17 protein-coding genes are annotated in these 17038 nt (G+C 70.7%); 9 read left to right on the top strand and 8 right to left on the bottom strand.

Annotated features, from left to right (window positions below; translation table 11 throughout):
- Positions 1-20 precede the first annotated feature (20 nt).
- A complete protein-coding gene (locus C7H73_RS02500) occupies positions 21-1064 on the bottom strand; it encodes a rod shape-determining protein (protein WP_106845219.1) in 1044 nt (347 codons plus the stop codon).
- Positions 1065-1280: 216 nt separating this feature from the next.
- Here C7H73_RS02500 and gatC point away from each other — a divergent pair, with 216 nt between their 5' ends.
- From gatC to gatB, 3 genes are read left to right on the top strand one after another with little or no spacing between them, the layout of a single operon-like run.
- Positions 1281-1580 (top strand): Asp-tRNA(Asn)/Glu-tRNA(Gln) amidotransferase subunit GatC, encoded by a 300-nt coding sequence (gene gatC / locus C7H73_RS02495; protein ID WP_106845218.1) that lies wholly within the window; start codon positions 1281-1283, stop codon positions 1578-1580.
- Between the two features lie 13 nt (positions 1581-1593).
- A complete protein-coding gene (gatA, locus tag C7H73_RS02490) occupies positions 1594-3099 on the top strand; it encodes an Asp-tRNA(Asn)/Glu-tRNA(Gln) amidotransferase subunit GatA (protein WP_106845217.1) in 1506 nt (501 codons plus the stop codon).
- A gap of 31 nt (positions 3100-3130) precedes the next feature.
- On the top strand, positions 3131-4576 hold the full coding sequence (gene gatB / locus C7H73_RS02485; protein ID WP_106845216.1) for an Asp-tRNA(Asn)/Glu-tRNA(Gln) amidotransferase subunit GatB: 1446 nt from the start codon (positions 3131-3133) through the stop codon (positions 4574-4576).
- Positions 4577-4700: 124 nt separating this feature from the next.
- On the opposite strand, the gene C7H73_RS02480 is transcribed toward gatB, so the two are convergent.
- Both C7H73_RS02480 and pyrE read right to left on the bottom strand, forming a co-directional pair.
- Entirely contained in the window at positions 4701-5414 is a 714-nt protein-coding gene (locus tag C7H73_RS02480; protein ID WP_106845215.1) for a DUF4124 domain-containing protein, read from the bottom strand.
- Positions 5415-5467: 53 nt separating this feature from the next.
- On the bottom strand, positions 5468-6190 hold the full coding sequence (pyrE, locus tag C7H73_RS02475; protein WP_106845214.1) for an orotate phosphoribosyltransferase: 723 nt from the start codon (positions 6188-6190) through the stop codon (positions 5468-5470).
- On the opposite strand from pyrE, the gene C7H73_RS02470 reads away from it, so the two are divergent.
- Together C7H73_RS02470 and C7H73_RS02465 are read left to right on the top strand one after the other, a co-directional pair.
- Positions 6189-7004 carry an exodeoxyribonuclease III gene (locus C7H73_RS02470; protein WP_227001392.1) on the top strand — a complete coding sequence of 272 codons (816 nt, stop codon included), beginning with the start codon at positions 6189-6191 and terminating at the stop codon, positions 7002-7004. The two genes, pyrE and C7H73_RS02470, sit on opposite strands and share 2 nt — an antisense overlap.
- A 1-nt stretch (position 7005) precedes the next feature.
- A complete protein-coding gene (locus tag C7H73_RS02465; protein ID WP_106845213.1) occupies positions 7006-7644 on the top strand; it encodes an MBL fold metallo-hydrolase in 639 nt (212 codons plus the stop codon).
- A 62-nt stretch (positions 7645-7706) separates the two neighbouring features.
- On the opposite strand, the gene C7H73_RS02460 is transcribed toward C7H73_RS02465, so the two are convergent.
- The 4 genes from C7H73_RS02460 to C7H73_RS02445 all read right to left on the bottom strand — a co-directional run bounded on the left by C7H73_RS02460 (position 7707) and on the right by C7H73_RS02445 (position 10952).
- Positions 7707-8483 (bottom strand): M48 family metallopeptidase, encoded by a 777-nt coding sequence (locus tag C7H73_RS02460; protein ID WP_227001481.1) that lies wholly within the window; start codon positions 8481-8483, stop codon positions 7707-7709.
- A gap of 203 nt (positions 8484-8686) precedes the next feature.
- Positions 8687-9010 (bottom strand): hypothetical protein, encoded by a 324-nt coding sequence (locus tag C7H73_RS02455; RefSeq protein ID WP_106845211.1) that lies wholly within the window; start codon positions 9008-9010, stop codon positions 8687-8689.
- A gap of 133 nt (positions 9011-9143) precedes the next feature.
- Positions 9144-10088, bottom strand: coding sequence for a DMT family transporter (locus tag C7H73_RS02450; RefSeq protein ID WP_106845210.1), 945 nt, complete (start codon positions 10086-10088; stop codon positions 9144-9146).
- Between the two features lie 99 nt (positions 10089-10187).
- Positions 10188-10952 carry a helix-turn-helix domain-containing protein gene (locus C7H73_RS02445; protein ID WP_106845209.1) on the bottom strand — a complete coding sequence of 255 codons (765 nt, stop codon included), beginning with the start codon at positions 10950-10952 and terminating at the stop codon, positions 10188-10190.
- Positions 10953-11070: 118 nt separating this feature from the next.
- Between C7H73_RS02445 and C7H73_RS02440 the strand changes: the two genes are divergently transcribed.
- From C7H73_RS02440 to C7H73_RS02425, 4 genes are all read left to right on the top strand, one after another.
- Positions 11071-12411 (top strand): AmpG family muropeptide MFS transporter, encoded by a 1341-nt coding sequence (locus tag C7H73_RS02440; protein WP_106845208.1) that lies wholly within the window; start codon positions 11071-11073, stop codon positions 12409-12411.
- A gap of 105 nt (positions 12412-12516) precedes the next feature.
- On the top strand, positions 12517-13236 hold the full coding sequence (locus tag C7H73_RS02435) for a response regulator transcription factor (protein WP_106847496.1): 720 nt from the start codon (positions 12517-12519) through the stop codon (positions 13234-13236).
- 186 nt (positions 13237-13422) lie between these two features.
- The gene (locus tag C7H73_RS02430; RefSeq protein ID WP_106845207.1) at positions 13423-14673 is read left to right on the top strand and encodes an ATP-binding protein; all 1251 of its coding nucleotides are present in this window, start codon (positions 13423-13425) and stop codon (positions 14671-14673) included.
- Positions 14670-15395, top strand: a complete 726-nt coding sequence (locus tag C7H73_RS02425) for an MOSC domain-containing protein (protein WP_106845206.1) — start codon at positions 14670-14672, stop codon at positions 15393-15395. Before C7H73_RS02430 ends, C7H73_RS02425 begins: the two co-directional genes overlap by 4 nt.
- A gap of 75 nt (positions 15396-15470) precedes the next feature.
- Here the strand turns inward: C7H73_RS02425 and C7H73_RS02420 are convergent, their stop codons facing one another.
- On the bottom strand, positions 15471-16928 hold the full coding sequence (locus tag C7H73_RS02420; RefSeq protein ID WP_106845205.1) for a cation:dicarboxylate symporter family transporter: 1458 nt from the start codon (positions 16926-16928) through the stop codon (positions 15471-15473).
- Positions 16929-17038: the final 110 nt, after the last annotated feature.

The raw sequence follows: 17038 nt of genomic DNA, 5'->3' as shown, positions 1-17038 counted from the left end.
CGCCCGCAGGCGGGGGCGGGTCAGTCGCTGGTGAAGATGCTGCCCTGGCGCTCCATGCGCTCCAGGGCCATGCCGCAGCCGCGCACCACACAGGTCAGCGGCTCCTCGGCCACATGCACCGGCAGGCCGGTTTCCTCGGCCAGCAGGCGGTCCAGGTCGCGCAGGAGGGCGCCGCCGCCGGTGAGCATCATGCCGCGCTCGGCAATGTCGGCGCCGAGTTCGGGCGGGGTCTGCTCCAGCGCGTTCTTGACGGCGGAGACGATCTGGTTGAGCGGCTCGGTGAGCGCCTCCAGCACCTCGTTGGACGAAATGGTGAAGCTGCGCGGCACGCCCTCGGAGAGGTTGCGGCCCTTGACCTCCATCTCCTTGACCTCGGAGCCGGGAAAGGCCGAGCCGATGTGCTTCTTGATGGCCTCGGCCGTGGGCTCGCCGATCAGCATGCCGTAGTTGCGGCGGATGTAGTTGATGATGGATTCGTCGAACTTGTCGCCGCCCACGCGCACGCTGCCCTTGTAGACCATGCCGCCCAGCGAGATCACGCCGACTTCCGTCGTGCCGCCGCCGATGTCCACCACCATCGAGCCGGAGGCTTCGGAGACCGGCAGGCCGGCGCCGATGCCGGCGGCCATGGGTTCCTCGATCAGGTAGACGGCGGTGGCGCCTGCCGCTTCGGCCGCGTCCTTGATGGCGCGGCGCTCGACCTGGGTGGAGCCGCAGGGCACGCAGATGATGATGCGCGGGCTGGGGGTCAGCACCGAGCGCGGATGCACCATCTTGATGAACTGCTTGATCATCTGCTCGGTGATCACGAAGTCGGCGATCACGCCGTCCTTCATCGGGCGGATGGCCTCGATGTTGCCGGGCACCTTGCCCAGCATGGCCTTGGCTTCGGAGCCCACGGCCTGGATGACCTTCTTGCCGTGCGGGCCGCCTTCGTGGCGGATGGCGACGACGGAGGGCTCGTCCAGCACGATGCCCTTGTCGCGGGCGAAGATCAGGGTGTTGGCGGTGCCAAGGTCGATGGCCAGGTCGGTGGAGAAGTACCGACGCAATGATCCGAACATGCGGGAATCCTCATGCGGCACGGCATGCGCGTCGGCCTGCCGTCGCCGTAAATTCTTGGGGGGTCTGTGGAAGGCGGCGCTTTTTTCGCACGGTCAGGCTGGGCAGGACTGGGCGTTGCGGCAAAGGCGGGATAATAACGCATACCCTGTGAATAACTCTCTGCGGCCGGGCCCCGGATCGTCATCGTTACATCCGGTTTCCGCGCCCTCACCGCTATGGCACTGACTCCCCAGGACATCGGGCGCATCGCCCATCTGGCAAGGCTGGAACTCGATCCCGCCGAGGGTGAGCGCATGCTCACCACCATCAACGACTTCTTCGCCATCGTCGAGAAGATGCAGGCTGTGGACACCACCGGCGTCGCCCCCCTGGCGCACCCGCTGGCAGCCGTGCAGCCCGTGGCCCTGCGCCTGCAGGAGGACGTGGCCAGCGAGCCCAACCGCCGCGAGGATTACCAGGCCAATGCGCCTGCCGTGGAGCGCGGCCTGTTCCTGGTGCCCCGGGTGATCGAGTGAAGGCGAAGCGAACATGACTGACCACAACAGCAGCAACACCGCCCCGCACGAGCTGGGCGTGGCCGCGCTGGCCGCGCAACTGCGCAGCGGCCAGGCGAGCGCCGTGGAAGTGGCGCGGCACTTTTTGCAGCGCGCCCGTGCGCAGCAAGGCCTGGGCGCCTTTCTGGCCATCGACGAGGACGCGACGCTGGCCCAGGCGCGGGCCCAGGACGAAGCCATCGCCGCCGGGCGGGGCGGCCCGCTGGCGGGCGTGCCGATCGCGCACAAGGACGTGTTCGTCACGCAGGACTTCCCCACCACAGCCGCCAGCCAGATGCTGGCGGGCTACCGCTCGCCGTTTGACGCGACCATCGTGGCCAACCTGGGCGATGCCGGCTGCGTGACGCTGGGCAAGCTCAGCTGCGACGAGTTCGCCATGGGTGGATCCAACGAGAACGCCGCCGTCGCCGCCGTGGGGCTGGACGCGCCCCAGCCGGTGCGCAACCCCTGGGACACCGCGCGCGTGCCGGGCGGCTCCTCGGGCGGCAGCGCGGCCGCGGTGGCGGCGGGCTTGGCGCCCGGCGCCACGGCCAGCGATACGGGCGGCTCGATCCGCCAGCCGGCCGCCCTGTGCGGCATCACCGGCATCAAGCCGACCTACGGCCGCGCCAGCCGCTACGGGATGATCGCCTACGCCTCCAGCCTGGACCAGGCCGGCGTCATGGCGCGCACGGCCGAGGACTGCGCGCTGCTGCTGAGCCACCTGTGCGGGCCGGACGTGGAGCGCGACTCGACCAGCGTGGACCGCCCCCCCGAGGACTTTGGGCGCCAGCTGTCTGCCAGCATCGAAGGCCTGCGCATCGGCATCCCGCGCGAGTTCTTCGGCGAGGGGCTGGCGGATGACGTACGCGCCGCCGTGCAGGCAGCGCTCCAGGAGTACGAGAAGCTGGGCGCCAAGCTGGTGGACATCTCCCTGCCGCGCACCGACCTGGCCGTGCCGGTGTACTACATCCTCAGCCCGGCTGAGGCCAGCTCCAACCTGTCGCGCTTTGACGGCGTGCGCTACGGCCACCGCGCCGCGCACTACACCGACCTGCTGGACATGTACAAGAAGTCGCGCTCCGAGGCCTTCGGCGAGGAGGTCAAGCGGCGCATCATGATCGGCACCTACGTGCTGTCCGAGGGCTACTACGACGCCTACTACCTGCAGGCGCAGCGCCTGCGCCGCATGATCGCGGACGACCTGCAGACGGCCTTCACGCAGTGCGACGTGATCGCCGGCCCGGTCTCGCCCAGCGTGGCCTGGGCCATCGGCAGCAAGAGCGACCCGCTGGCCACCTACCTGGCCGACATCTACACCCTGCCCGCATCCCTGGCCGGCCTGCCGGCCATGAGCGTGCCGGCCGGCTTCGGCGAAGGCGGCATGCCCGTGGGCCTGCAGCTGATCGGCAACCACTTCGGCGAGGCGCGCCTGCTCAACCTGGCGCACCGCCTGCAGCAGGCCACCGACTTCCACCAGCGCCGCCCGGCGCTGGCCTGACGCCGCCCCGACCCCAGACGCTTCACCTGCCATGTCCGCACCACTCATCCAGGGCTACGAGGTCGTGATCGGCTTCGAAACCCACGCCCAGCTGGCCACGAACAGCAAGATCTTCAGCCGCGCCAGCACCGCCTTCGGCGCCGAGCCCAACACCCAGGCCAGCGCCGTGGACCTGGCGCTGCCCGGCACGCTGCCGGTGATGAACAAAAAGGCGGTGGAGCTCGCCATCCGCTTAGGGCTGGCGCTGGGCAGCCACATCGCGCCCGAGAGCATCTTTGCGCGCAAGAACTATTTCTACCCCGACCTGCCCAAGGGCTACCAGATCAGCCAGTTCGAGATTCCCGTGGTGCAGGGCGGCGAGGTGTCCTTCCTGCTGGGCGAGGAAAAGAAGACGGTGCGCCTGGTGCGCGCCCACCTGGAGGAAGACGCCGGCAAGTCGCTGCACGAGGACTTCATCGGCCAGTCGGGCATCGACCTGAACCGCGCCGGCACGGCGCTGCTGGAGATCGTGACCGAGCCGGACATGCGCTCCACCGAGGAGGCCGTGGCCTATGCCAAGGAGCTGCACAAGCTGGTGACCTGGATCGGCATCTGCGACGGCAACATGCAGGAAGGGTCGTTCCGCTGCGACGCCAACGTCTCGGTGCGCAAGCCGGGGGCGCCCCTGGGCACCCGCCGCGAGATCAAGAACCTGAACTCCTTCAGGTCCATGCAGCAGGCCATCGACTACGAGATCCGCTGGCAGATCGAGCAGATCGAGGACGGCCACGCGATTCAACAAGCCACCGTGCTGTTCGACCCCGACACCGGCGAGACCCGCGCCATGCGCACCAAGGAAGACGCGGCCGACTACCGCTACTTCCCCGACCCGGACCTGCCGCCGCTGATCGTTGCGCCCGAATGGGTCGAGCGGGTCAAGGCCGGCATGCCCGAGCTGCCGCGCGCCATGGCCGCGCGCTTCGTGCAGCAATACGGCCTGCCCGAGTACGACGCCACCACGCTCACGCAAAGCCAGGCCATGGCGGCCTACTTTGAGGACGCCGCGCGCGCCTGCGGCCAGCCCAAGCTGGCCAGCAACTGGGTCATGGGCGAGATCTCGCGCCGGCTGAATGCCGAAGAAATCGGCATGGAGCAGGCCCGGGTGAGCAGCACCCAGCTGGCCGCGCTGATCGCCCGCATCCACGACGGCACCATCAGCCACAATGCCGCGCGCCAGGTGTTCGACGCCCTCTGGGCCGGCGAAGGCCAGGAGGTGGATGCGCTGATCGAGGCCAAGGGCCTCAGGCAGATGAACGACACGGGCGCCCTGGAGGCCATCGTCGATGAAGTGCTGGCCGCCAACCCGGGCAACGTGGAGCAGTACCGCGCCGGCAAGGACAAGGCCTTCAACGCCCTGGTCGGCCAGATCATGAAGGCCTCCAAGGGCAAGGCCAACCCGCAGCAGGTCCACACGCTGCTCAAGAACCGGCTGGGTTGAAGATTAGGAGCCAAATACGGCTCCAACCCTTTCCAGTCAAGCGCAGGCAGCTACTAAAAAAATAGCAAACAGGAATAACAAAGCAGCCCGCGGGCTGCTTTGTTCATGGGCGGGGCGGCTTTTCCTACTTGCTGCTGCTGGCCGCAGGCGGCTGGCTCCACTGCTCGGCGGCGGCGCGCTGCGCGGCCCACAGCTGGCGCAGCTGGGCCAGCTCGGCATCAAAGCGCTGGTCGATGCGGCGCTTTTCCTGCTCCTGCGCGGCGATGAAGCGCTGCTGCTCGCCCACTTCCTGGTCGTTCTCGGCGAACTGGCGCTGCAGCTTCGCCGGGGCCTTGGCCAGGTCGCCCTGGTAGAACTGCAGCTCCACGCCCAGCTGCTTGCGGCGCCCGCCCAGCTCGGCGATGCGCTTGTGCGCCACGGCGATGACCTCGTCCACCTGCTCCTGCGCCTGCACGCGCTCGACCTGGTGCGTGGCCTCGTCGGGGTAGCGCGCCAGCAGCACGCGCTCGCGCCGGCGCTCCTCGGCCACGCGGATGCGCTCCTGCGCCGCCTTCTTGCGCTGCTCCTCCGCCGCTGTGCGCTCGTGCTCGGTCAGGGTGGGGCCCATGCGGCGGCGCTCGGTGCCGGTGAGGTCCAGCACACGCTGCTCGCGGTCAACGCACTCGGCGATGGGACGGTCTGCGGTCAGGCGCCGGCCATTTTTGTCGATGCAGGTGTACACCTCCTGCGGGCCCTTGCGCTCCTGCGCGCCGACCGGCGCGGCCGCCAGCAGCAGCAGGCCGGCGGTGGCCAGGGCCTGTCTGAGTCCCTGAAATCGTCGTGCGCTGTGGTGCTTCAACAATCCTGCTCCCGGTGCTGTGGCCCGCACGGGCCGGTGTCACGTCACTGCCATCAATCGTCCACGCCGTAGCGCTGACGATAGGCCAGCACGCGCGCGTGGTGTTCGCGCATCTGCGCGTCGGCGCCGCTGGCCGATAGATATTGCAATAAGTCTGCCAGCTTGGCGATAGTGCAGACCTGCAGCCCCAGCGTGCCGCGCACGTACTGCACGGCGCTGTGCGGCACGTCCTGCCCGCCCTCGGTGGCCATCTCCTGGCGGTCCAGGGCAATGGCCATGGCGTGCGGCGTGGCGCCGGCGGCGCGGATCAGCGCGATGGACTCGCGCGCCGCCGTGCCGGCGCTCATCACGTCGTCGATGATCAGCACCCGCCCGGCCAGCGGCGCGCCCACCAGCGTGCCGCCCTCGCCGTGGTCCTTGACCTCCTTGCGGTTGTAGGCAAAGGGCACGCTGCGGCCCAGCCGCGCTAGCTCCACGGCCACCGTGGCAGCCAGCGGGATGCCCTTGTAGGCGGGGCCGAAGACCATGTCGAACCCGATGCCGCTGGCCACCAGGGCCTGTGCATAGAATTGCGCGAGGCGCCCCAGCTTGGCGCCGTCGTCAAACAGCCCGGCGTTGAAGAAGTAGGGGCTCATGCGCCCCGCCTTGGTTTTGAATTCGCCAAAGCGCAGCACGCCGGCCTCGACGGCGAAGCGCACGAACTCCTGCGCCAGCGCCGCGGCTCCTTCTCCCTGACTTGCCTGCTGGCCGCCTGTGGCAGCGCCTTCGTTCACCATGGATGCTTCCCTGTTCAAAATCACCAGCCTCAATCTCAACGGCATCCGTTCGGCCACATCCAAAGGGGTGGAGGCCTGGATCGCCCGGCAGGCGCCGGATTGTATTTGCGTGCAGGAGCTCAAGGCCCAAGCGCCTGACATCGCCGGCCGCTTCGAGGAGCTGGCAGGCCTGAAGGGGCACTTTCACTTCGCCGCCAAGAAGGGCTATTCGGGCGTGGGCATCTACACCCGGCACGAGCCCAGCGACGTGCGCGTGGGCTACGGCTGCAACGAGTTCGACCCCGAGGGCCGCTATGTGGAGCTGCGCTTCGATACGCCTGCGCGCCGCCTGTCGCTCATCAGTGCCTACTTTCCCAGCGGCTCCTCGGGCGAGGAGCGCCAGCTGGCCAAGTACCGCTTCCTGGCCAATTTCCATCCGCACCTGATGGGCCTCAAAGCCGAGCGCGAGTTCATCCTGTGCGGCGACATCAACATCGCCCACAGCCAAGCCGACCTGAAGAACTGGCGCAGCAACCAGAAAAACAGCGGCTTTCTGCCCGAAGAGCGCGCCTGGATGACAAAGTTGTTACACGCAAGCGACGCAGGCGGCGGCCTGGTGGACGTGTACCGGCACCTGCAGCCCGACACCACCGACGCCTGCTACACCTGGTGGAGCAACCGCGGCCAGGCCTATGCCAACAACGTGGGCTGGCGCCTGGACTACCACCTGGCCACGCCGGCCCTGGCCGCCCTGGCGCGCACCGAGCACATCTACAAGGGCGAGAAGTTCAGCGACCACGCGCCCATCACCATCGGCTACGACCTCACTTTCTGACATGCTGCACTACCAGACCCTCCCCGTCACGGCCTTCCAGCAGAACTGCTCGCTCGTCTGGTGCGACCAGACCATGGACGCCGCCGTCATCGACCCCGGCGGCGACCTGGACCGGCTGCTGGCCGCCGTGCAGCGCCTGGGACTGTCGCTCAAGGCCATCTGGCTGACGCACGCGCACATCGACCACGCCGGCGGCGCCGGCGAGCTGGCCGAGCGGCTGCAGCTGCCCATCATCGGCCCGCACGAAGGCGATCAGTTCTGGATCGACGGCCTGCCGCAGCAAAGCGCCATGTTCGGCTTTCCGCCGGCTCAGGCCTTCGTGCCCACGCGCTGGCTGCACGACGGTGACACAGTAAGCATTGGCCAGGAAACCCTGCACGTGCGCCACTGCCCGGGCCACACGCCCGGCCACGTGGTGTTCCACGCGCCTCAAGCGAAGCGCGCGTTCGTCGGCGACGTGCTGTTCGCCGGCAGCATCGGCCGCACCGACTTCCCCCAGGGCAACCACCAGCAGCTGATCGACAGCATCACAGGGCGCCTGTGGCCCATGGGCGACGACACGGTGTTCATTCCCGGCCACGGGCCGGAGAGCACTTTCGGGCAGGAGCGGCGCAGCAACCCCTTCGTGGGCGGCACCTGAAGGTCAAATCAGCCTCAAAGCCGCATGGGGCAAGCGCTGGCAGCTATGCTTTTTGATAGCGCTCAGCGCCTGCGCGCCTGTTCGTACAGCCCCCGCACGCGCGGCACGTTCTGCTCCAGCTCGCGGATGCGGTCCGGTCCGGTGGGGTGGGTGGACAGGAAACCGACCCCGCCCGAGCCGGTAGCCTCGCCCATCTTGCGCCACAGGCTCACCGCGGCCTGCGGGTCATAGCCGGCGCGGGCGGCCAGCTCCAGGCCGACCAGATCGGCCTCGGTCTCGTCGCCGCGGCTGAACTTCAGCGTCAGCAGCTGCGTGCCCAGGTTGGCTGCGGCGTTGCCCATATCGCCCAGGCCCAGCAGCTGGGCGCCCAACGACAGGCCGATGCTGGTGGCTTGGCTCTTGGCGATGCGCGAGCGGGCGTGCTCGCGCAGGGCGTGCGCCATCTCGTGGCCCATGACCATGGCCACCTCGTCATCGGTCAGCTTCAGCTGCTCCAGGATGCCGGTATAGAAGGCGATCTTGCCGCCCGGCATGCAAAAGGCGTTGATCTGCTTGCTGCCAATCAGGTTGACCTCCCAGCGCCAATCGCGCGCGCGCGGGTTCCACTGCGCCGCGTAGGGAATGATGCGCTGGGCGATGGTGCGCAGGCGCTGCAGCTGGGGATGGCCCTCGGGCGCCAGCGCGCGCTTGGCACGGGCCTGCTCCAGCAGCTGGTGGTATTGCTGCGTGGCCGAGCCCTCCAGCGTCTCGGCCGGCACCAGGCTGCGCATGCGCGAGGCGCCGCCCACATCCACCTGCGCCAGCGCCGGCGTGGCGGCAGCAGCCAGCCCGGCCAGCATGAAGCCACGGCGCCCCGGCCAGGGCCCCGCACGCAAAGCGCAGCAGCGGCAGCTGGAAGGCCCGGCATCGGGGGACGCGTTGGAGGAGCGAAAAAGCATGGGCGGCAGTCTAGTCACGCCGCAAGGGCCCGGCGTGTCAGCGCGCTGCGCACCCGGCTGTCGTTCAGGCGGCGCCCCCAGGGGCAGCGCGCGCGCCTGGCGCCTCAATCGTCGTCCCGATCACGGTGCCAGCGCTTGTGGGCGCGCTTTTCCGCCTTGCGCTGCTCCTTCATCTGGCGCTTGTGCCACTTGTGCCATTCCTTGCTGCCGTGCGGGGGCGGGGCGTACACCGGCTGCGGCACCACGGCCACGGGCGGCGCCACATACACCGGCCGCGGCAGGACATGCACCGGCGGCGGCACATACACCGGCGCCGGTGCGGGCAGCCCCAGGTCCACGTGGACGTTCACCTGGGCCAGCGAACCGGCGCTGGCCAGACAGAGCACGGCGGCCAGCGCCCATGCCTTGCAGTTGTTCTTGTGGTTCATGCACAGTTCCTCGTCTCATACGGCGGGGCGCGGGGCGCGCCGCAAGCCGCCCTGTCAGGCAACGGCGGGCGGGAGCCGGGCGTTGACCGCCGGGCGGTAACCATTGGCCAGCAATTGCAAGCAACGGCCCGGCTCAGCGCGCGCCGCGCAGCTCGGCCCGGATGACCAGCCCCAGCCCCGCCAGCAGCGCGGCCAGGCCCCAGTAGGCGGGCGCGGGCGGTCGCTCGCCCAGCACCAGCAGCGCCAGGGCGAAGGCAGCGGCCGGCTCGATCAGGGTGAGCGTCACGGCCGTGGCGCCGCCGATGTGCCGCAGCCCGCCGGAAAACGCGACATAGGCCAGGCCCGACACCACCACCCCCAGGTACAGCACCAGCGCCAGCGCCGGCGCGCTGAAGCGCGGCACGCCCGCCAGCAGCGCCGCCGCCGGCAGCGCCAGCAGCGCCGCCCCGCTGAACACGCGCAGGTTGACCCAGCCGGCCGGCGCGCGGGCCACCAGGCGCTTGTTGACCAGCGCGTAGGCGGCGTAGGCCAGCCCGGCCAGCAGGCACAGGCCCAGCCCGGCCCACGCCGGCGCCGCGGCGCCGCCGCCGCGCGCCAGCGCCATCAGCGCGCCACCGGCCACACTGACGCCCACGCCCAGCCACCACCGCACGGGCGGCGGGGCGCGCTGCACCACGGCCTGGATGAGGCCGGCCCAGACCGGGCTGCTGCCAATGGCCACCGCCGTGCCCACGCCCACGCCGGCCAGGCGCACGCCGGCGTAGAAGGCGATGCTGTAGCCGCCAATGCCGGCCGAGGCCAGCGCCAGCCAGGCCAGCGGCACCCGCGGCGGCGCGCCGGGGCCGCCCCGCGCCGGGCCGCCGGGGCGGGGCCGGCCGCGCCAGCGCCCCAGCGCCTGCGCGCAGGCGAAGAAGGCACTGGCAACCGCCAGCTGCGCGGCGCCCACCCAAAAGGGCGACAGCCCCCCTGCGCCCAGCTGCTGGGCCGTGCCGGTGGTGCCCCACAGCAGCGCCGCCAGGCTGACCAGGGCGATGCCGGCCTGCGGCGAGGTGGCGGTGCAAGGGTGGTGGTGGTGCATGGCCGCATGGTGCCTGCCGCAGGCCTGCGCCGATGTCGAGAAACGCGCGAGGAGCCGCTTCGGTTAGCTATTGAATGAGTAGCCGCCAGCGCTTGCCTGTCAAGGGTTTGCGGTGTTTTTTGCTTGCAAAGGCGGCGGCACCCCGGCGCGCAGCGCGCGTGCGCCCACACCGCGCTCGCGCCGCAGCGCGTAGGCCAGCGCGCTGGCGCTGGCGTAGCCGGTGGCCAGCGCCGCGGCCGCCAGCGGCCGGCCGCGTGCCAACAGGCGCTCGGCTGCGTCCAGGCGGCGTGCGCGCAGCCAGTCCTGCGGCGTGTGGCCCGTCAGCTCCAGCCAGCGCGCGTGAAAGCGCGCCGCGCTGAGGTGAAACAGGCAGGCCATGCGCGCGGTGGGCCAGGGCTCGCGCAGGGCGCGGTCCACGGCGGCCTGCAGCAGGGCTTCGTCCAGCGGGCGGCGGGCCAGCACGCGCGGGGTGTCCAGCAGCAGCGGCAGGCAGGCGGCCGCGGCGTGCAGCGCCGCGCCAGCGCCAGGGCCGGACAGCTCCAGCGCCGCGCCGGCCGTGCGCGCCAGGGCCTGCGCCGCCGCGGGCACGGCAAAGCGGCGCGCCCGCTGCAGCGCGGGTCCGGGCGGCGCGTCGATCACGAAGATGCGGGTGCCCGGGCGGGCCAGAAAGCCGTGCACCGTGCCGGCGGGCACGACCAGGCCACAGGCGGTGTCCACGAAGGCGGCGCGCCCGCCCACCTCCAGCTCCATGCGCCCCTGCAGGGCATACAGCAGCTGGGCGTGGTCGTGCGCGTGCGCCACGTGCTCGCCGCCATAGCGGCGCACGGAGGCGAGGGGGCGCGAGGGCAGCGCGGAGCCGGGCATGGGAGGCGATGCTACCCGCGGCGGGGCGTGCGGATAATGCCCCGCCATGGCCGGGCCTTCTGCCCGGCCGCGGCGGCTCCCGCGCCGCCATCCTTTCCGTCCTGCCCGCCTGCCCTTGATGCCTGCCGACCGCCCTGCCCCGCCCGCCGCGCCCCGCTCGTCCTGGCTGCAGGCTTGGCGCGTCTATCTGGAGCCGGCCAGCCTGCGCATGCTGGCGCTGGGCTTTTCCGCCGGGCTGCCGCTGCTGCTGGTGCTGGGCACGCTGTCGTTTCGCCTGCGCGAGGCGGGCATCGCCCGCACCACCATCGGCTACCTGTCGTGGGTGGCGCTGGCCTATGCCTTCAAGTGGGCCTGGGCGCCGCTGGTGGACCGGCTGGCGCTGCCGCTGCTGACCCGCCGCCTGGGCCGGCGGCGCAGCTGGCTGCTGGTGGCGCAGCTGGCGGTGGCCGTGGGCCTGGCCGGCATGGCGCTGGTGGACCCGCGCACGCAGCTGGGTGCCCTCGTGGGCTGGGCGCTGGTGGTGGCCTTCGGCTCGGCCACGCAGGACATTGCGCTGGACGCCTTTCGCATCGAGTCGGCCGATGCCGATCGCCAGGCCGCCCTGGCCGCCACCTACCAGACGGGCTACCGGCTGGCCATGATCTGGGCCGGCGCCGGCGTGCTGTGGCTGGCCGCGCGCGCCGAAGTCGCAGGCGGCCCCGGCTACCAGGCCGGCGCCTGGCGTGTGGCCTACCTGGCCATGGCTGCGTCCATGCTGCTGGGCATGCTGACCGTGGCGTTGTCGCCCGAGCCGGCGCCGCGCCCGCTGGCGCCCGCGCGCGGCCTGGCCGACTGGCTGCGCGGCGCGGTGGTGGCGCCGTTTGCCGACTTCATCGCCCGCTACCGCTGGCAGGCGGCGCTGATCCTGGCGCTGATCGCCACCTACCGCATCAGCGACGTGGTCATGGGCATCATGGCCAACCCGTTCTACGTGGACATGGGCTACACCAAGGACGAGGTGGCCGCCGTCACCAAGATCTACGGCGTGGTGATGACGCTGGTGGGGGCGTTCGTGGGCGGCGTGCTGTCCATGCGCCTGGGCGTCATGCGCGTGCTGATGCTGGGCGCCGTGCTCAGCGCCGCCAGCAACTTGCTGTTCGCCTGGCTGGCCGGGCACGGGCACGACGTGCGGGCGCTGGTGGCCGTGGTGTCGGCCGACAACCTGGCCGGGGGCATTGCCTCGGCGGCGTTCATCGCCTACCTGTCGGGGCTGACCAACGTGCAGTACTCGGCCACGCAGTACGCGCTGTTCAGCTCCATCATGGTGCTGCTGCCCAAATGGCTGGCGGGCTTTTCCGGGCAGTTCGTGGACGCCTGGGGCTACGCCCGCTTCTTTACCGGCACGGCGCTGCTGGGCCTGCCGGTGCTGGTGCTGGTGGCCCTGGCGGCACATCAGATGGAAAAGGCTTCCAGCCCTTGACAGTCAAGCGCTGGAAGCTATGTATTTAATAGCGCCGCGGTTGGTTTACCGCGGCTTTACGTGACCGACACCCTGGCGAGACAGCCGCAGCAGAGGATGGCCCGCATGAGTTCGCAGCTTCTGATGATCGAAGACGACCTGCGCCTGGCGCAGATGGTCAGCGAATACCTGGCCCAGTCGGGCCTGCGCGTGGCGCACATGGCCGACGGCGAGAGCGGCCTGGCGCACCTGCAAGGCCCCGAGGGCGGCGCGCCGCCGCCCGACCTGGTCATCCTGGACCTGATGCTGCCCGGCATCGACGGCCTGGAGGTATGCCGGCGCATCCGCGCCCTGCCCGGCGCGGCGGCGCGCATCCCGGTGCTGATGCTCACCGCCAAGGGCGACCCCATGGACCGGGTCATCGGCCTGGAAATCGGCGCCGACGACTACCTGCCCAAGCCGTTCGAGCCGCGCGAGCTGCTGGCGCGCATCCGCGCGCTCTTGCGCCGGCGCGAGGCCGGCAGCCAGCCTGCGGCCAACGTCATGCGCTTCGGCCAGCTGGAGATCGATCGCGACGCACGCACGGTGAGCGTGGCCGGCCAGGCGGCGGAGCTGACTTCCTACCAGTTCGACCTGCTGGTCACCATGGCCGAGCGCGCCGGCCGCGTGCTCACGCGCGAGCAGATCATGGAGGCCGTGCGCGGGCGCGAGCTGGAGGCGTTCGACCGCTCCATCGACGTGCACATGGGACGCATCCGCGCGGCCATCGAGGCCGACCCCAAGAACCCCAAGCGCATCTTGACGGTGCGCGGGGTGGGCTATGTGTTTGCGCGGCAGCAAGATTGAGAAGCATCCCCCTGAGCGGCTGCGCCGCTTCCCCCTTCTCTCGCCCGCTCCGCGTGCGGGAAGGGGGACGCCGCCCGTGCTGCGGGGCGGCCCTTGCACGGCGGCCCTAGCATGGGTTGCGCCAGGGGCATCGGGTGCGCCAGTGGTGGGATATGAAAAAGGCAGGAAAGTGGAGGTGAGTGCGTCGTGTCGATCCTGAGCCCGTTTTCGCGCCGGCTGTACCTGCGCATCTGGCTGGCCGTGGTGGGCGGGGTGCTGGTGTTTGCCCTGGTCATTGGCTACGCCTGGCGCGTGGCGGCCGAGCACAACGCGCAGAGCCTGGCCAGCCAGCCGCCGCGCGAGCTGCAGCTGCTCTCGCCCACGGGGCAGGTGCTGCTGCAGGGCCTGGCCACGCGCGTGCCGGTCGAGCCCGACACCGGGCTGCAGCTGGACGTGCAGGCCGAGGACGGCCAGGGCTACAGCCTGCGCCTGGGGCCGCGCCAGCGCGGCAGCGCCGGCGGCAACCGCGACCGCCACGGCGCTGCCTTCTGGCTGCGCCCGCCTTACGGCTTCGTCTGGATCCTGGCGCTGGTGGGCATTGCCGTCACGGTGGGCGTGTTTCCCATCATCCGGCGCCTGCTGCAGCGGCTGGAGCAGCTCGAGCGCAGCGTGCAGCGCTTTGGCGAGGGCGACCTGTCGGTGCGCGTGCCCGAGCAGGGCCACGACGAGGTGGCGCAACTGGCGCGCCAGTTCAACGCCGCGGCGGCGCGCATCCAGGCGCTGGTGCAGTCGCACAAGTCGCTGCTGGCCAATGCCTCGCACGAGCTGCGCTCGCCGCTCACGCGCATCCGCATGGGGCTGGAGCTGCTGCAGGGCCAGGCCCCGCCGCCGGCTGCGCGTGCCGAGATCGAGCGCAACATCGCCGAGCTGGACCAGCTGGTGGACGAGATCCTGCTGGCCAGCCGCCTGGACGCCGGCGCCAGCGACATGGTGCACCTCGAGAACGTGGACCTGCTGGGCCTGGCGGCCGAGGAATGCGTGCGCGTGGACGCCGAGCTGAGCGCCGAAGGCGCTGCCCCGCTGGAGGTGCTGGGCGACGCCCGGCTGCTGCGCCGCGTGCTGCGCAACCTGCTGGAGAACGCGCGTCGCTACAGCCAGGGGGAGGTCACCCTGTCGCTGCAGCGCCAGGGCGAGGTCAGCGTGCTACGCGTGTGTGACCTGGGGCCGGGCGTGCCCCCGCAGCAGCGCGAGCGCATCTTCGAGCCCTTTTACCGCCTGCCGGGCGCCAGCGAGCGCAGCGGGGGCGTGGGCCTGGGGCTGGCGCTGGTGCGCTCGATCGCCGAGCGCCACGGCGCCACCGTGCACTGCGAGGGCCGCCCCGACGGCCGCCAGGGCGCCTGCTTTGTGCTGCGCCTGCCGGCGCACGGCAGCGGCGATGCGGCATCATCGCCGGCATGACGCCCCTCACCACTCCAGGCCCGGTCATCGGCAGCCTGCGTGCCGTCCTCACCGGCAGGGCACGTCCCTATACCCGCGCGGGCAGCGCCAGCGCCATCGACAAGCAGCCGCGCGGCGGGCCGGTGGAGGTCGGCCCGACGGGCCTGGTGGGCGACGAGCAGGGGGATTTGCGGGTACACGGCGGACCGCTGAAGGCGGTGCACTGCTACGCCTGGGAACAGTACGCGCCCTGGCGCGAAGAACTTGCGGCGCAGCCGCGGGCGATCGGGCTGCTGCGCCAGCCCGGCGCGTTTGGCGAGAACTTCAGCGTGCAGGACATCGCCGAGGGCAGCGTCTGCCTGGGCGACCAGTGGCAGGTGGGCAGCACGCGGCTGGAGGTCAGCCAGGGCCGCCAGCCGTGCTGGAAGCTGAACGACCGCTTCGGCGTGCCGGCCATGGCGCTGCGCGTGCAGCAAAGCTTGCGCACCGGTTGGTACCTGCGCGTGCTGCAGGGCGGCACGGTGCGGGCCGGCGATGCCGTCCGGCTCGCCGCGCGCCCGCATCCCGATTGGCCGCTGGCGCGCATCATGCAGGCGATCGCCGGCGGCGACTGCACGCCAGAGCTGCTGCGCCAGCTGCTGGCGCTGCCGCTGCCGCCCAACTGGCAGCGGCTTTTTCAGCGCCGGCTGGACAGCGGCCAGGTGGAGGACTGGGGCGCGCGCCTGGACGGCCCGCAGAGCTGACGCGCGCTGTACGGGCCGCCCGCCGCCACGCTTGCAGGCTGGTAGGCAGGTGCGCTGCAGCGCGCCTGCCGCCTGCTACAGCGCATCCAGCTCCAGCCCCGACGCGTTGACCTGCGCCCCGGGGTCGGCGTACACCTGCCGGTCGAAGCTGCCCACCTGCTTGTCGGTGATCAGCGCCGCCGTCATGGAGCCCGAGACGTTGGTCAGCGTGCGCGCCATGTCGATGATCGGGTCGATGGCCAGCACCATGCCGATCAGCGCGAAATGCTCGCCCAGCCCCATGCCCGACAGCGCGATGGTGGCGGCGATGGTGGCGGCGATGGTGGCGGTGCCTGGAATGCCCGCCACGCCGATGGAGCCGACGATGACCACGATCAGCGTCATCAGGTAGAACTGCAAATTCAGCTCCAGCCCCACCATGTGCCCCACCATCACCACCAGCATGGCCGGGAAGAAACCCGCGCAGCCATTCATGCCCATGGTGGCGCCCAGCGACCCGACCAGATTGGCCGAGCCGGCCGACACGCCCATGCGCCCGGTCAGGGTGGCGATGGTGAGCGGCAGCGTGCCCAGCGACGAGCGGCTGGAAAACCCCATGACCAGCGTCTCGCGCGATTTGGCGAGGTAGGTGAACGGCGACAGCCCGTTGGCTGCCACCAGCAGCAGGTGCACCGCCACCATCGCCACCGATGCCACGTAAATCGCCACGATGAAGCCCGATACGTCCAGGATGGCCGGCACGCCGTTGCTCATGAGGGTGCCGCCCATCAGCGCTGTCACGCCGTAGGGCAGCAGGCGGATGACCATGGTCGTCACGCTCATGACCACCGCGTGCAGCCCGTCGATGAAGCCGCGGAATGCCGCCACCGGCGCCGGAAAGCGCGCCGCCGCCCGCTGCGCGCCCACGCCCAGCAGGGCGGAGAAGATGACCAACCCGACCACGTTGTTGCCGTTCATGGCCGAGACGATGTTGGCCGGGATCTGGTTGACCAGGATATTGACCAGGGTGGTCTGCTCGCGCAGCGCCGCCTTGCCCGCCTGGTACACCGTGCCCTGCCCGAGGCCAAACGCATTGGCCAGCGCAATGCCCACCAGCGCCGCAATGGCCGTCGTCGCCAGCAGCCAGAAGATGCCGCGCACCGCCACCTTCGACAGGTACTCCTCGCCCGAATGGTCGAGCACCACCTTGACGATGGAGACGAACACCAGCGGGATGACCAGCATGCGGATCAACGCCACGAAGCCGCGCCCGAACAGGCCATACCACGTGGCCGATTCACGCAGCGCGGCGCTGGCCTCCGGCGGCATGCCCTCCAGCCCTTGCAGCGACAGGCCGAGCAGCAGGCCCAGGCCGAGGGCGGCCATCATGCGCAGCGAAAAGCTCTTGCCGGCTTTTTTCAGCCGCGCCAGCCACCAGAAGGCCAACAGCAGCAGCGCCACCCAGACCAGCGTCTGCCAGCGGGTGAGGACGAGGAAGTTTTCGAAGAAGGGGCCGGTGAAGAGTGGGCTGGGGGTGGGGGCTGACGGGTTCATGCCGGCCTTTGGAGGTTGAGGGGTCGGAGCAGGATACAGGGGCGGGCAACAGCGTGGCGGCAGCTTCACGCTGGGTTTCTTATGGCTGTGCTGTGATACAAAGAGAAACG

The sequence above is a fragment of the Pulveribacter suum genome, assembly GCF_003013695.1.
Classification (GTDB): Bacteria; Pseudomonadota; Gammaproteobacteria; order Burkholderiales; family Burkholderiaceae_C; genus Melaminivora; species Melaminivora suum.
The sequence above is the reverse complement of the archived record's forward strand: the minus strand, read 5'-3'. Positions and strand labels throughout refer to the sequence as shown.